Annotated in this window: 15 protein-coding genes and 1 tRNA gene; 7 read left to right on the top strand and 9 right to left on the bottom strand. The window is 59.2% G+C overall.

From position 1 onward, the window contains the following. Window positions 1-111: 111 nt before the first annotated feature. Both PMI35_RS25445 and PMI35_RS25450 read left to right on the top strand, forming a co-directional pair. On the top strand, window positions 112-1308 hold the full coding sequence (locus PMI35_RS25445; RefSeq protein WP_008056322.1) for an amino acid aminotransferase: 1197 nt from the start codon (window positions 112-114) through the stop codon (window positions 1306-1308). 174 nt (window positions 1309-1482) lie between these two features. Then, a complete protein-coding gene (locus PMI35_RS25450) occupies window positions 1483-1695 on the top strand; it encodes a hypothetical protein (protein ID WP_008056321.1) in 213 nt (70 codons plus the stop codon). Here PMI35_RS25450 and PMI35_RS25455 read toward each other — a convergent pair. Then, on the bottom strand, window positions 1692-1922 hold the full coding sequence (locus PMI35_RS25455; protein ID WP_008056320.1) for a hypothetical protein: 231 nt from the start codon (window positions 1920-1922) through the stop codon (window positions 1692-1694). The two genes, PMI35_RS25450 and PMI35_RS25455, sit on opposite strands and share 4 nt — an antisense overlap. A gap of 230 nt (window positions 1923-2152) precedes the next feature. Between PMI35_RS25455 and PMI35_RS25460 the strand changes: the two genes are divergently transcribed. Next, window positions 2153-2228, top strand: a tRNA-Asn gene (locus PMI35_RS25460). 143 nt (window positions 2229-2371) lie between these two features. Here the strand turns inward: PMI35_RS25460 and PMI35_RS25465 are convergent. Then, on the bottom strand, window positions 2372-3889 hold the full coding sequence (locus tag PMI35_RS25465; RefSeq protein WP_008056318.1) for a nucleobase:cation symporter-2 family protein: 1518 nt from the start codon (window positions 3887-3889) through the stop codon (window positions 2372-2374). Window positions 3890-4144: 255 nt separating this feature from the next. Here PMI35_RS25465 and PMI35_RS25470 point away from each other — a divergent pair, with 255 nt between their 5' ends. Further along, complete coding sequence (locus PMI35_RS25470) at window positions 4145-4426, top strand: BrnT family toxin (protein ID WP_008056316.1); 282 nt, start codon at window positions 4145-4147, stop codon at window positions 4424-4426. Window positions 4427-4429: 3 nt separating this feature from the next. Continuing rightward, window positions 4430-4753, top strand: coding sequence for a BrnA antitoxin family protein (locus tag PMI35_RS25475; protein WP_008056315.1), 324 nt, complete (start codon window positions 4430-4432; stop codon window positions 4751-4753). A gap of 63 nt (window positions 4754-4816) precedes the next feature. Here PMI35_RS25475 and PMI35_RS25480 read toward each other — a convergent pair whose 3' ends face one another. Both PMI35_RS25480 and PMI35_RS25485 read right to left on the bottom strand, forming a co-directional pair. After that, window positions 4817-5644: an arylamine N-acetyltransferase family protein gene (locus PMI35_RS25480; RefSeq protein WP_008056314.1), complete on the bottom strand. Its 828-nt coding sequence runs from the start codon at window positions 5642-5644 to the stop codon at window positions 4817-4819. A gap of 96 nt (window positions 5645-5740) precedes the next feature. Further along, on the bottom strand, window positions 5741-6535 hold the full coding sequence (locus PMI35_RS25485; RefSeq protein WP_008056313.1) for an exodeoxyribonuclease III: 795 nt from the start codon (window positions 6533-6535) through the stop codon (window positions 5741-5743). A 155-nt stretch (window positions 6536-6690) separates the two neighbouring features. Between PMI35_RS25485 and PMI35_RS25490 the strand changes: the two genes are divergently transcribed. Then, on the top strand, window positions 6691-6993 hold the full coding sequence (locus PMI35_RS25490; protein WP_008056312.1) for a hypothetical protein: 303 nt from the start codon (window positions 6691-6693) through the stop codon (window positions 6991-6993). Between the two features lie 61 nt (window positions 6994-7054). On the opposite strand, the gene PMI35_RS25495 is transcribed toward PMI35_RS25490, so the two are convergent. The 3 genes from PMI35_RS25495 to PMI35_RS25505 form a co-directional block, all read right to left on the bottom strand. Then, on the bottom strand, window positions 7055-7345 hold the full coding sequence (locus PMI35_RS25495; RefSeq protein WP_008056311.1) for a hypothetical protein: 291 nt from the start codon (window positions 7343-7345) through the stop codon (window positions 7055-7057). 207 nt (window positions 7346-7552) lie between these two features. Then, window positions 7553-8959 carry a DUF1254 domain-containing protein gene (locus tag PMI35_RS25500; RefSeq protein ID WP_008056309.1) on the bottom strand — a complete coding sequence of 469 codons (1407 nt, stop codon included), beginning with the start codon at window positions 8957-8959 and terminating at the stop codon, window positions 7553-7555. Between the two features lie 123 nt (window positions 8960-9082). Next, a complete protein-coding gene (locus PMI35_RS25505) occupies window positions 9083-10654 on the bottom strand; it encodes a sensor domain-containing diguanylate cyclase (protein WP_032831432.1) in 1572 nt (523 codons plus the stop codon). Between the two features lie 210 nt (window positions 10655-10864). On the opposite strand from PMI35_RS25505, the gene PMI35_RS25510 reads away from it, so the two are divergent. After that, on the top strand, window positions 10865-11338 hold the full coding sequence (locus PMI35_RS25510) for a hypothetical protein (protein WP_008056306.1): 474 nt from the start codon (window positions 10865-10867) through the stop codon (window positions 11336-11338). On the opposite strand, the gene PMI35_RS25515 is transcribed toward PMI35_RS25510, so the two are convergent. Both PMI35_RS25515 and PMI35_RS25520 read right to left on the bottom strand, forming a co-directional pair. Further along, window positions 11339-11998: a ribonuclease T2 family protein gene (locus PMI35_RS25515; RefSeq protein ID WP_008056304.1), complete on the bottom strand. Its 660-nt coding sequence runs from the start codon at window positions 11996-11998 to the stop codon at window positions 11339-11341. Window positions 11999-12144: 146 nt separating this feature from the next. Further along, a complete protein-coding gene (locus PMI35_RS25520; RefSeq protein ID WP_032831437.1) occupies window positions 12145-12933 on the bottom strand; it encodes a 6-hydroxymethylpterin diphosphokinase MptE-like protein in 789 nt (262 codons plus the stop codon). Between the last annotated feature and the right edge of the window lie 41 nt (window positions 12934-12974).

Here is a 12974-nt window from a genome sequence, read left to right as displayed (position 1 = left end):
GCCATCACTCGCGGATGGCCTCTATACTAGCTCCCCGTTTGTGCACCGCTCTAGTGCATTCGGCTGGAGCGCGACACGTCCCTCCATTCTCCATTCAGAGCCGCCGCAAAAATGAGCCTGTTCTCCGCTGTCGAAATGGCACCACGCGATCCAATCCTGGGCCTCAACGAAGCATTCAACGCCGATACCCGTACCAACAAGGTCAACCTGGGAGTCGGTGTTTATTGCAACGAGGAGGGGAAAATTCCACTCCTGCGCGCCGTTGTCGAAGCCGAAACCATTCGCGCCGCTCAACACGTTTCCCGTGGCTACCTGCCAATCGACGGCATCGCCGCCTACGATCAGGCTGTGCAAAAACTGCTGTTCGGCAATGATTCGCCGCTGATCGCTGCCGGCCGCGTCGTTACAACCCAGGCTGTCGGCGGTACCGGCGCACTGAAAATCGGTGCCGACTTCCTCAAGCAACTGCTGCCGAACGCCGTCGTGGCAATCAGCGACCCGAGCTGGGAAAACCACCGCGCACTGTTCGAAACCGCCGGTTTCCCGGTGCAGAACTACCGTTACTACGACGCCGCGACCCACGACGTGAACCGTACCGGCATGCTGGAAGACCTGAACGCGCTGCCAAACGGCTCGATCATTGTGCTGCACGCCTGCTGCCACAACCCGACCGGCGTGGACCTGAGCCCGGCTGACTGGAAAAACGTCCTGGAAGTCGTTAAAGCCAAAGGCCACGTACCGTTCCTCGACATGGCCTACCAGGGCTTCGGCGATGGCATCGACGAAGACGCCGCTGCCGTACGCCTGTTTGCTGAGTCGGGCCTGACTTTCTTCGCTTCCAGCTCGTTCTCCAAGTCGTTCTCGCTGTACGGCGAGCGCGTTGGCGCCCTGTCGATCGTCAGCGAATCGAAAGAAGAAAGCGCGCGCGTACTGTCGCAAGTCAAACGCGTAATCCGCACCAACTACTCCAACCCGCCGACTCACGGTGCCAGCGTTGTCGCTGCAGTGCTGAACAGCCCGGAACTGCGCGCCCAGTGGGAAGCCGAACTGGCCGAAATGCGCCTGCGCATTCGTGGCATGCGCACCCAGATGGTCGACCTGCTGGCACAAAAAGCGCCTCAGCGCGATTTCAGCTTCGTCGGTCGTCAGTGCGGCATGTTCTCGTACTCCGGCCTGAGCGTTGAACAAGTGCATCGCCTGCGCAACGAGTTCGGCATCTACGCCCTGGACACCGGTCGTATCTGCGTGGCTGCGCTGAACCAGAGCAACATCAAGGTTGTGACGGATGCGATTGTTCAGGTGATCTGAACCGTCTGCTGACATGAAAAACGGGAAGCCATCGGGCTTCCCGTTTTTTATTTGTCGCAGATAATTTTCAAAGCAGAGCCTCACACCTCTAAACTTCACACAATTCAAATGTGGGAGCGGCGGCGCCGCTCCCACAGGTTTTGTGTGCACCCGAGAACCACTGCGAGAACTGATATGAAAATCGATGACCTACGCGCTGACCGCGATGATCGCGACGACCTGGATGATTTCATCCCCCGCGCCCCGGCCAAACGAGGCGGCAACAACCTGGTGATGCAAGTCGCTGCCGGCGTGTTTCTCGGCGGCCTGGCCCTGTGGCTGGTACAACTGGGTGCCACGGCGCTCTACGCCAAGCTGATGCTTGGCACCATTACCTTCGGCGGTTAAGCCAGTTCGGCCGCGCGCTGGCTGGCGGCATCGTCATAGGCGACATACAGCGATTCAGCGACCTGGCTCTTGATCGCCTTGGTGCTTTCCAGGCCCAGGACAAAACCCTCGGCCTTACCCCCTGCACGGTTCAACTCATCGGCGTTGCTGGCCTGGGTGATTGCATCGAACAGTTTTTCGGCGTGCGGGCCGACGCCCTTGGGCAGGCTGATTTGCGCGATGCTCATGGGAATACCCCGTTGTATCGAGGTTTTGTGGCGGTCAAGCAAGTCATGGCACGTACCTTATCGGCGAATGGCCGGCAGCGCGTGAAACCACTTCCGGGCAGCCATGTTAGCCCCCGCCAGCGATTCCGGTAACCGCCAATCAGCGATAAACCGCCGTCCGTCCCGATGAAACCCTCATTTTACTCTAAAACACTTGACTTCTCTTTTTGAATCAGTAACATAGGCGCCATTCCGCGATAGCTCAGTTGGTAGAGCAAGTGACTGTTAATCACTGGGTCCCTGGTTCGAGTCCAGGTCGTGGAGCCAGACAGCAATATCGAAAAGCCCCTGAATCGAAAGATTCAGGGGCTTTTTTGTGCTCGATACAAAAGGCTGCAATCTTTTTATCCGCAAAGAAAAAGCCGATCTGTCTATTCAACAGATCGGCTTTTTTTCATCCGCGATGCAGGTCAGACATGCTCGCTGCTTTTAGCCAGCACCGGCCGCGGGTCGACCGTCCCGTGCGCCGACTCCACCACCGGGATCTCCTTGCCATCACAGTCGTGCAACTTGCCGTCGCTGAAGTAATCCCCTTCGCGCAACGCCGCCAGGTCCTGATAGCGCAGTACCCGCTCGGTACCCGCTGCAAACACCGACTGCTGGTCGGAGTTACCGGCGGTGAGGTGGTTGAAGGTCAGGTTGAGCACGATGGCCATGATTGCCGAGGAGCTGATGCCCGAATGGAAGATCGTGGCGAACCAGCTTGGGAAGTGGTCGTAGAAGTTCGGCGCGGCAATCGGGATCATGCCGAAACCGATGGAGGTCGCGACGATGATCAGGTTGACGTTGTTGCGGTAGTCGACCTTGGACAGCGTGCGAATGCCGCTGGCGGCGACAGTGCCGAACAGCACGATACCGGCGCCGCCGAGGACGGAGGTCGGTACGGCGGCGATCACACGCCCCATGAACGGCAGCAGGCCGAGGATCACCAGGAACAGGCCGCCGGTGGCCACTACATAACGGCTCTTGATGCCGGTCACCGCCACCAGCCCGACGTTCTGGGCGAAGGCACTTTGGGTGAAGGACCCGAAGATCGGTGCGATCATGCTCGACAGCATGTCCGCGCGCAGACCATTGCCCAGGCGCTTGGAGTCGACCTTGGTGTCGATGATTTCACCCACGGCCAGGATATCGGCCGAAGTCTCCACCAGGGTCACCATGACCACGATGCACATCGACAGGATCGCCGCGAAGTGGAAGGTCGGCATGCCAAAGTGGAAAGGTGTCGGGAAACCGAACATCGGCCCCTGGCCGACGGACGAGAAATCCGCCATGCCGAGGAACACCGCGATCAGCGTACCGATGACCATCGCCAACAGGATCGACAACCGGGAGATGGTGGCACTGCCGATCTTGCTCAACAACAGCACCAGCACCAGCGTCACCGCTGCCAGGCCGATGTTGGCCATACTGCCAAAGTCAGGGGCGTGACTGTTGCCCCCCATGGCCCAGCGTGCCGCCACCGGCATCAGCGTCAGGCCGATGGTGGTGATCACGATGCCCGTGACCAGCGGCGGGAAGAACTTGGTGATTCGCGAGAACACCGGCGTGATCAGCAACCCGATCAGGGATGCGGCTATCACCGCCCCCAGGATCGACTGGAACCCGCCCTCACCACCGCTGCTGACAATCGCCACCATGGTTGCGACGCCGGAAAACGACACGCCCTGTACCAGCGGCAACTGACAACCGAAAAACGGTAGACCCAGGGTTTGCAGCAACGTGGCCAGCCCCCCCGCAAACAATGAAGCAGCAATCAACAAACCGATGTCCGCCGGCGACAGCCCGGCGGCCTGACCAATGATCAAAGGCACCGCGACGATGCCACCGTACATGGTCAGAACATGTTGCAGGCCGTAAGCCATATTCGCGCCGATCCCGAGATTTTCATCTTCAGGCCGTTGGTGTGAAACATGGGGCGTTTTCATGTTAGGGGGTTCCCTGGTTTTTGTTATGCGCACACTGTATTCAAGATCTAGGACAAATGTCTATAGAGTTGTATACAACTTGCCAGTCAAATTATGAACGGTCGTTCATGCAGACTGTGTGCCACCGCGCTCAACCTTGAAAAAAACCCTGCAATACATCCGCCCGCCCCATTCTCCCGCGCCCACTAGTCTTTTGAATTCCTGGTGACCACCGGTAGTGATCGCCGTCTTCCATATACATATAAAGTATGCATAATGAAGCCATTCGAAATTCAATACCACAAGGCCAAGAACGCAGCCAACAAACTCAAGCATCTGGGCATCAGCCTCGCTGAGACGGAGCCAGTGTTCCATGATGAACGGGCACTGACCCTTGAGGATGATCACCATGATGAACAACGCTGGATCATCATGGGGCTGGACGGCAAAGGTCGTTTGCTGGTCGTGGCGTACACCTACCGTGACCCGAATTTCGTTCGAATCATTTCCGCGCGCCTCGCCAGCAAGAACGAGCGCCGTCAGTATCTGGAGGTTTGACCAATGAAAGACGAGTACGACTTCAGCCATGCCAGGCGCGGGGCAATCGCCCCCGGCAAAGGCAAGACACGCATCACCATCATGCTCGATGACGTCGTCATTGAGGCGGCACGCGCGCTCGCAGAGAGTGAGGGCTACGGTTACCAGACCGCGATCAACAACACCCTGCGTCGGGCGTTGCTGACCGGGCATGACAAAGCAGAGAGCAGTACGGCCAGGCACCTGAAAAAGGGGATCACCGCCTCTGAGTTGAAAAGCCTGGAAAAAAAGCTCGCGCAAGCCCTCAGCGAAATTCAGCGGGTGATGGAGCCCGAAGCCCGGCCGTGATCAGGCACGGAAAAGGGGCAGGCCGATCCAATCCGCACCGTTATTGTGTGCACGATGAACCGCCTATTGCAGCGCTATCAATCGTTCAAGTGTGCGCATCAACGTCGGATGCATGGGCACGCGAATATCGAACTCGCTCTCCAGTACGCCGATCAACTCCTCTACATCCGCCACTTGCCGGCGTTCACTGTCCTGCCCCATGTGATGTACCGCAAAACTGCCGTTATTAAGGGTACGTCGCCACCCTTCCCCGGTTCGGGCCACCATCAGTTGTTTAACGAACGATGATTCGGGGTGGGTTGAGACATACCAGTTGCCGACGGTGTAATCGATGTCCTCCTGGCGCTGCAGGTCGAAGATGTACATTGGGCGCCATTCTTTCGCGACCTTGGCGCGAAGGGTGTAGCCGTCGGCATGCTGCTCGATACGATACGGCTCATGCGGAGTCAATTGCTCATCAAGGCTGTCGAGCAACAGCGGTGTGGTGGGCACCATGCCGCCAAAGCCGACGTCAGTGATGTAGCGCACACCATCGAGCGTCACCAGGCTCAAGCGGTGCGTACGCGCGGTCCAGGCGCCCTCCGGCTGGCCCATGACCACGCGCCCGCTGATGCCCCGCGCGTCGAAGCCGAGCGCCTGGAGCAAGGTCAGAAACAGATAGTTGAGTTCGTAGCAGTAACCGCCGCGCCCATCCCGCAGGACCTTTTGCTCGATCGACGCCAAGTCGATGTGCACCGGCTCGCCCGCCAAGGTGGTGAGGTTTTCAAACGCAAAGGCACCGGTGTGACGCAATTGAAGCAGGCGCAAGGTTTCAAGCGTCGGCGCCGGGGGCGCTTCGAATCCCAGGCGTTGCAGGTAGGAAGCAGGGTTTGTCAGACGTGGCTCGCTCATCGCTTGATCCTTATGCACGCAAGCTGTGGACGCTATGTATAAGGGATGAAGGGGCACGGCCGACAATTGATTTAGCCAATCGACCGGCAAGAACAATCAACGGCGCTTGCGCGAGCCCAATTGAATCCAGGTGGGCGCATGATCGCTGGCATGGGGTTCGTTGCGCACCCAGGCATCGACACCGGCCTCCTCCAGGTAAGGACTCAAGGTCGGGTTGATCAACAGGTGATCGATGCGTAACCCGGAGTTCTTCTGCCAGTGCTGGCGAAAGTAGTCCCAGAAGGTGTAGACCCGCTCGTGCGGATACAAATGACGCACGGCATCGGTCCAGCCCTGATCCAGCAGACGCTGGTAACACTCGCGGCTCTCGGGTTGCAGCAAGGCATCCTTGAGCCAGGAGCGCGGGTTATAGATGTCGAGGTCGGTGGGAACCACGTTGTAGTCACCCGCCAGCACCACCGGATGTTCACTGCCCTGCAACGCCTGCGCGTAGCGTATCAGGCGCTCGAACCAGGCCAGTTTGTAATCGAACTTCGGCCCCGGTTGCGGGTTGCCGTTGGGCAAGTACAGGCAACCCACCACAATCCCGTGCACGGCCGCTTCCAGGTACCGGCTGTGACTATCGTCGGCATCGCCCGGCAGGCCTCGGCGGCTTTCCAGCGGCTGCGCATCCCGCGCCAGGATCGCCACCCCGTTCCACGACGCTTGCCCCTGCCAGATCGCCCCATAGCCGACGGCCTCAAGCTGCGCGGCGGGAAACGCACTGTCGACCGACTTGAGCTCCTGAAGGCAGGCGATGTCCGGTTGCTCACGTTCAAGCCAGTCCAACAGATTTGGCAGGCGGGCGCGCATGCCGTTGACGTTGAACGTCGCGATTCGCAGCTTTTTCATGACTACCGTCCCGCCTGGCTGAGCCTCTTGGGTGTGACCGCGCCGCCTGCCAGGTGTTCGCTCCACTGTAGCCTGCCACTCGTCATCCAGCTGGCACCAACCGCCCTGCCCTTCACACCAATTTCAGGTAACGACTCATCTTTTGGAGACGGACCATGATGAACACCAGAATCATTTCGCTGCTTCTCGCTGGATTGCTGTGCTCGGCCTCCCTGACCACCTTCGCCGCCTCCGGCGATGATGCTGATGAGGCAGGCACTAAATCCGGTGCAACCAGCGGCCCAGTCATGCCACCGGACAACACGCCGAGCTCGCCCTCGGGCGGCAACGCCGGTGACGGCGGTGCAACCGGTTCTTCAAGTGGAAGTGCGGGCAGCAACAGCGGCTCTGGTGCCGGAGGCGGCACCGGGGCAGCCGGCGGTGGGACCGGCGGGGCTGGCGGCGGGACAGGCAGCTGAACGCGTAAAGGCAGCCGATGATGATCCACCGTCGGCTGCTTGCAACATCAGTGCATTAGACTCATTCGACGATTGTCGGCAGACTTTCCAGGCTATCTCCGGGGGTATTATTGACGACTGTTCGTAAAAAAAACTCGTCATGTACTTCGATCCTGGCCCCCTTCACATAATCATTGTCACTTCTCTTCAACAGTGTATTGAACGGCACCCCCTGATTGATCAACTGCACCACAAACTCCACGGGCACCCAACACCATTGGGCTTCGTCTCTCCCACAGGCAAAAACAGCGAGAATATTTCCGCTGTTGCGATCTGTCTTTGTCTTGGCTATGTAAAACTGCATACGACTCATACTGCTTAATCCTTTAAATAAAATATCCCTGTCACGCGCATCAGAATCACACCCGCAACAAACGATCCATGTGAACCGCAGATCATAAAATGCAGCGCTTCCATACGCTCGAACGCATGTATTGGGAAAGGTTACCTGTAACCAGGTGAACCCTGCCGGCAATGCAGCCGATGACGTCCAATCGTCGGCTGCCTCGATTGCCCGCACCTACATCTGCTTGACCGCCGGCGGATTCCACTTGCCGTTCAATGCCTCGGCCTTCGGACCGTACAAGCGCATGGTCAGGTTGAACGGTCCTTTGGGCGCCGGTAGCCAATTGGCTTCCAGCTCCTTGCCGGGGCTTTCATTCTGGAAGTAGATGTCCAGCGAACCGTCGGCGTTGCTCTTGAACGGCATCCAGCTGCTGACCGCGAAACGGTTGAGCCCGTTGCCCACCTGGAAACCTTCGGGGTCGTACAGCGTGATCGACCAGAAGGCGTTCACCGGAGGCGCCTCATCCTTGGGGAAATGCAGCACGTACTTGTGCGCACCATCGAGGGGCTTGCCGTCTGCATCGCCGATATTCAACGGATAAATCGCGTCTTCGGGCAAGTTGGCGCCGAGCCCCACCTGCGCCACGATCGCGCGCTTGAGGTAGTAGTTGCCGTAGACGCCCATGGTGTCGGTGTTCATCGACCAGCCGTTGACCACGCGTGCAAGGGTCGGCACCTTCCACGTCATCAGTGCTTGCGCGTCCTTGGGCGCAGTCTCCAGGGCTGCCCTTACTTCAGGGTCAAGGGCATCCATGCTGAACGACTTGCCCGGCTCGATGCCGATGCGCTTGATCTGCGCCAGCAGCGGCTGATCGGTGCTGTGGGCCGGATGCACCTTGAGCAGTTCGGCGGCATAGGCGAAGTAGTCGGCCGCCGACATCGTGTCGACCTGGATTTTCGGTGGGGTCGTCATGTCCACGGCCGGGTCGATCTTGACAGCGACCGGCTCGGCGCCCTTGCCCAGCCGGGACAACGGCGTCACGGTATAGCCGGCCTGGATCTTGTGCACCGCCGCGTAGTCCGCCGAGCCATCGGTCTTGGTTCGCCCGATCACCCAGACAAAGGGCGTCGGCGCCGGCAGATGGTTCAGTCCCGCGGGCACGGTGCCGGTCCAGCCCGGTGGCGTCACCAGGAACTGCGCGGCGCCGGTTCCCGTGGTGCGCCAGCCCAGCGATGCGAACACGTCACTCCACATGTCGAGCATCGGCAGCAAGTAGAAGCGCCCGGCGGTGTCCGGCGCGGCGATGACCAGCGGTTCCTTGGTCAGGTCGAGCCAGGCGATGGAATACAACGTGTCAAAATTGGACCGCACCACGCCTTTGAAACTCGCAGGCGGGTACTCAGGCACACTCACGAACATGTTCATCGGGCCTTTGCCGAACTCCTTGCCCGGCTCGATGTTGGTAAATTGCTTGCGGGTGATGTCCATGGTCAACAGCGGGTAAAAGTAAACGTAGGCATCCACGCCAATGGCATGCGCTTCTTGGGCGGTTATTTTCGATTGCGCCTGACTGACCAGCGGAAACACCGCGCTGGACACAACGATAAGGGCAATGGAGGTCAAAGCTTGGGTTATCGACATAGTGGCGACCGTCCGTGCGATGGGGAGATCTGCCGGGACCGGCAGAGCTATCGGAACTCTAGACGATCAATTGGACAAGTTCTGACAGGCAGACAATCGGCTATCGGCAGTCGCACCGCGGCGTCAACGATCCGATCGCATCAGTGCCTCGGCCACGCCTTCCATCGACAATGTCGCCGAACGGTTCCTGCCCGAATGCTTGGCCTGATACAGCGCCGCATCCGCGCGCTGGATGAACACTTCCATGCTGTCGCGCCCCGTCGGCACGAACGAATAGCAACCGAGGCTGACAGTCACGTATCCGCTGGGCGAACCCGTATGGCTGATGTTCTTGCCCATGACGGCGCGGCGAATCTGTTCGGCAAGGTTCATGGCGCCCTGGATATCGGTGTCAGGTAGCAACACTGCAAACTCTTCGCCACCGTATCGCACCGCCAGATCGGCCTTGCGATGGCAACAACTTTTGATGGCGCGTGCCACCTCGGCCAGACAGTGATCACCCACCACGTGACCGTAGGTGTCGTTGTAACGCTTGAAAAAATCGATATCGAGCATGATCAGGCTCAGCGGGCTGTGCTGCCGGGCGCCGCGCCCGAATTCGATATCGAGGGCCCGCTCGAACAACCGGCGATTGGCCAGGCCGGTCAGGCTGTCGTGGGTGGCAATCAGCTCCAGCGCTTGCTGAGCCTGGCGCAAATCCGCCTCGACCTGTTCACCCACACGCACCTGACGGATGAACACCCAGCCGATCAGCCCGATACCCAGCATGACCAGCACGACGATGGCGCTGGAGCGAAACGCCGTGTCGTACCAGTCCGCCAGGATCGAGTCCCGGGACGATGCCGCCGAGACCACCAGCGGGTAGGCCTCCAACTGCCGATAGCCATGCAGGCGGACAATCGAGTCCATCTCGGAGGCGAACATCGCGTTGCCGGAAGTCGCCCGGGGCAGCAGGTTCTGAAAGATTTCCCCCTTGGCCAATGACGTACCGATCTGCGCCTGCACATAGGGCCGACGGGCCAGCAACGTGCCATCGGTCAATGCCAGGAACATCGCGCCGTTGTCGTCGATGCTGAAGCTTTTGAAGAACTGCTCGAAGTACGACATCTTGATCCCGGCCAGCAACACCCCCTGGAACTGGCCATTCCTGTCATTGACCCGCCTGGAGATCGGAATGATCCATTCGCCATTTTCCCGACTGCGGATGGCCGGGCCGATGTGCGCAACGGTTGAGACGTTCTGCTGGTGAAACTTGAAGTATTCGCGATCCGCCACGCCGTTCCCGCGAGGCAGTGCTTCAAACGAGGTGACGACCCACTGGCCCTTCTGGTCGAACAACAGGATGCCGTGCAATTGCCCCAGCACCTGCACCCGCCGGGCGAAGGTTTTCTGCAAGCGCGGACGCTGGGCCGAGCCGGATCCGTCGGCCTGAATCCAGTCCACCAGACTGGTCAGCACCAGATCGGCTTGCATGAAGGTGTCTTGTGCCTGTTGTGCCATGGCCCGCGTCAGGTTCGACGAAGCGACCTGGGCCTGGCTCAAGTCATGGCGCCGGGATTGTTCCAGTTGCAAGCAAAGCAAGGCGCACAGGCACAGGCACACCGTGCCGATAAACAACACCGCGGCCTTGCGCAGCGGTATGCGTTTCAAGGCAACGCCCTGGGCGTGGTACAGGTCATCAAGGCGTGTTGGCAAAAAGCGCTCCCTGAAAGGACAAGGCACGAGCGACACCTCATGCCCCCTGGTTTTGGGCGCCAAGTTTACGGTGTTACCCACGTAAAAAGCGCAACAGATGCCAAATGATTGCCCCGCACCCGGGGGAATCGTCAGCGCCATGACGCAGGACAACAGCCACATCACCCTCAAGAAGCTACGATAAGTGTTACACCATGACAGGGAAATGAAATGAGCAAGGCAGACGATCTGGCCGCAAAACTGAAACAGACCCGGTCTACCAGCCTTATTGATCAGGCGATCGACAGCTGGCCGGACCAGGTCAACGAGCTGTATCACCGGATCGAGGCCTGGTTGCAGCCATTGACCGGGGCTGGCCTGGTCCTGCGGCGCAACCCCACTCACGTGTTCGAGAGCCACCCGCAGGGTGACACCTTCGACTATGCCATCGACCAACTGGTGATCACCGGCAATCACCACAGCATCACGTTCGACCCCGTTGAACGCTTCACGGCGGATGGCGAGGGACGTGTCGAAATTCACTCCAGTGACAATGAACTGGCCCTGCTGCGCACCGTGGACGAACACGGCGCAACACATTGGTGGCTACAAGCGATCGAGCAAGCCGCACCGCGACCGGATGCGGTGGCGCTGACTGAAAACAATCTGCTGTCGGTAGTACAGGCAGGATTGGCGCTCGGTTGATCACCGCAAAGGCGGAACCCGGATTTCCCCGGCACGGCATTGTGTCTTCACGCCTTTGCCGCAGGAGGCAAACGCCAGGTTCTTGTCCATGCAGACCCGAACCTCGGACAGCTGCGGCCCGTTGCAGATCACCACAATGCCATCATCCGCCATCCCCGGATTGCTCTGGCGGAACATCTGCGTAATATCCCGGGCTGAAAAATAATGCGTGCTGCTCAACGGTTGCAGTTGCTCGGGAATCCTGACCGCGCCCAAGGCCTTGTCGGAAGCCTCCAGATAACCGATGGCGCCGAGGCCGCTGCAAGTGCCGTGCTTGGCCCATTCGTGCTCGAGCAGCTTCTGCGACGGGAACAGCATCAAGCCCTTCGCCCGCTCCTGCGGCGAGAGTTTTACCCTCGGCGCGCAGGACTTTGGCCAACCACCCTGGGCGTATTGTGGCCAGAGTCCGTGAAGCACAAAGCCATAGCCTTTGCCGGAACATTGTGCATCGTCACGATGGGTCAGGCAGTAGGTGGGCGACCAGGACAGCGCCAACAGGTAGTAGTCGAACACCCCCGCCACGGATTGCGGCCTGGTGCTTCCTGAATCCCGGGCGCTGCTCGGGCCGACGTTGGCGAACGTCAGCACGATCAGCGCGACCACGGCGTTAAGTCTGTTCATCGGCACGCTCCTGCGGGCGGGCTTGACCGCCAATTTCATCGAGCGACGATGGGCCGGTCGAAAAAAGCCGGTACTTTGGCACAGCCACGGACGCTTTCGCACCACGAGAGTGATTCGAAATGATTAATGCCGTGCAAACGAACGATTCAGAGCAACCTGTCGAGTTCTGCCAGGGTTATGCGGGGAATCAGTCGCGCTGGAATTTTCGAGACGTCGGACAGGTTGTAGACCTGAAAATCCTCGTTCACGACTTGCTTGGACAGGATCTCGAACGACGGCAGGATCCTCGTCTCAAAATGATCATCGAGCGCGCAGGGAGAAACGAACCCGCCTGGTCCTTCATAGAAGCGCCCGGCTGTCGGGTTCAGGTCCACGCCCACCAGGAACACCCGGTTGAACCCCAGGTGGTAGGCAAGCTGCAAAGCCAGGTAGGCGACGGTACGAGCGTCAAAAAAACCACGCTTGAGGTTCTTGCTGAAACCCAGGGTCTTATTCCGGCTACTGCCCAGCTTGCGGACCCTGACAAGGTCTTTGTCGGTCCTGAAAAAATCACTCCACAACAACCTGGGTGCCCGGCTCAACAAGTACAGCTTGCCCTCAGGCTTCAGCGAGGTGTGCCAGACATGGTTTTCCAACAGCGCAACCCGCTCGCTGATGCGCATGGCCTCGGTGAACAGCTGCGGCTGCTGTTCGGAAAAACCCTGGTCGGTGCAGACATAAAAGTACGGCTTGATGCCCGTCCCGGTGAATTTCGAAATGGCGCCGTTCATGGTGATCATTGGAACGTCGACATACTTGTGCAACGGGAAGTCTTTGGCCGATGCACCCGAGGCCACGATAAACACTGGCCCCTTTTGAATGTTGCGACACTCATCCAGGTCGTGCACCCGAAGCGCCCCCGTAATGAGTGTCGTTTTTTTGTCGGCAACATCCATCATCAATGTCCCTATCCCTGTTAATTTGATCAACTGCGACC

Origin of the sequence: Pseudomonas sp. GM78 (assembly GCF_000282475.1) — a bacterium.
Lineage (GTDB): Bacteria > Pseudomonadota > Gammaproteobacteria > Pseudomonadales > Pseudomonadaceae > Aquipseudomonas.
This window is presented reverse-complemented; position numbering and strand designations above follow the sequence as displayed.

What these genes read in the sequence shown, in the direction of transcription:
- PMI35_RS25450 (WP_008056321.1), top strand. Translation starts at nt 1,483, where the DNA reads ATGAAAATCGATGACCTACGCGCTGACCGCGATGATCGCGACGACCTG.
- PMI35_RS25500 (WP_008056309.1), bottom strand. Translation starts at nt 8,959, where the DNA reads ATGTCGATAACCCAAGCTTTGACCTCCATTGCCCTTATCGTTGTGTCC.
- PMI35_RS25445 (WP_008056322.1), top strand. Translation starts at nt 112, where the DNA reads ATGAGCCTGTTCTCCGCTGTCGAAATGGCACCACGCGATCCAATCCTG.
- PMI35_RS25455 (WP_008056320.1), bottom strand. Translation starts at nt 1,922, where the DNA reads ATGAGCATCGCGCAAATCAGCCTGCCCAAGGGCGTCGGCCCGCACGCC.
- PMI35_RS25490 (WP_008056312.1), top strand. Translation starts at nt 6,691, where the DNA reads ATGATGAACACCAGAATCATTTCGCTGCTTCTCGCTGGATTGCTGTGC.
- PMI35_RS25470 (WP_008056316.1), top strand. Translation starts at nt 4,145, where the DNA reads ATGAAGCCATTCGAAATTCAATACCACAAGGCCAAGAACGCAGCCAAC.
- PMI35_RS25510 (WP_008056306.1), top strand. Translation starts at nt 10,865, where the DNA reads ATGAGCAAGGCAGACGATCTGGCCGCAAAACTGAAACAGACCCGGTCT.
- PMI35_RS25520 (WP_032831437.1), bottom strand. Translation starts at nt 12,933, where the DNA reads ATGGATGTTGCCGACAAAAAAACGACACTCATTACGGGGGCGCTTCGG.
- PMI35_RS25495 (WP_008056311.1), bottom strand. Translation starts at nt 7,345, where the DNA reads ATGAGTCGTATGCAGTTTTACATAGCCAAGACAAAGACAGATCGCAAC.
- PMI35_RS25465 (WP_008056318.1), bottom strand. Translation starts at nt 3,889, where the DNA reads ATGAAAACGCCCCATGTTTCACACCAACGGCCTGAAGATGAAAATCTC.
- PMI35_RS25475 (WP_008056315.1), top strand. Translation starts at nt 4,430, where the DNA reads ATGAAAGACGAGTACGACTTCAGCCATGCCAGGCGCGGGGCAATCGCC.
- PMI35_RS25515 (WP_008056304.1), bottom strand. Translation starts at nt 11,998, where the DNA reads ATGAACAGACTTAACGCCGTGGTCGCGCTGATCGTGCTGACGTTCGCC.
- PMI35_RS25485 (WP_008056313.1), bottom strand. Translation starts at nt 6,535, where the DNA reads ATGAAAAAGCTGCGAATCGCGACGTTCAACGTCAACGGCATGCGCGCC.
- PMI35_RS25480 (WP_008056314.1), bottom strand. Translation starts at nt 5,644, where the DNA reads ATGAGCGAGCCACGTCTGACAAACCCTGCTTCCTACCTGCAACGCCTG.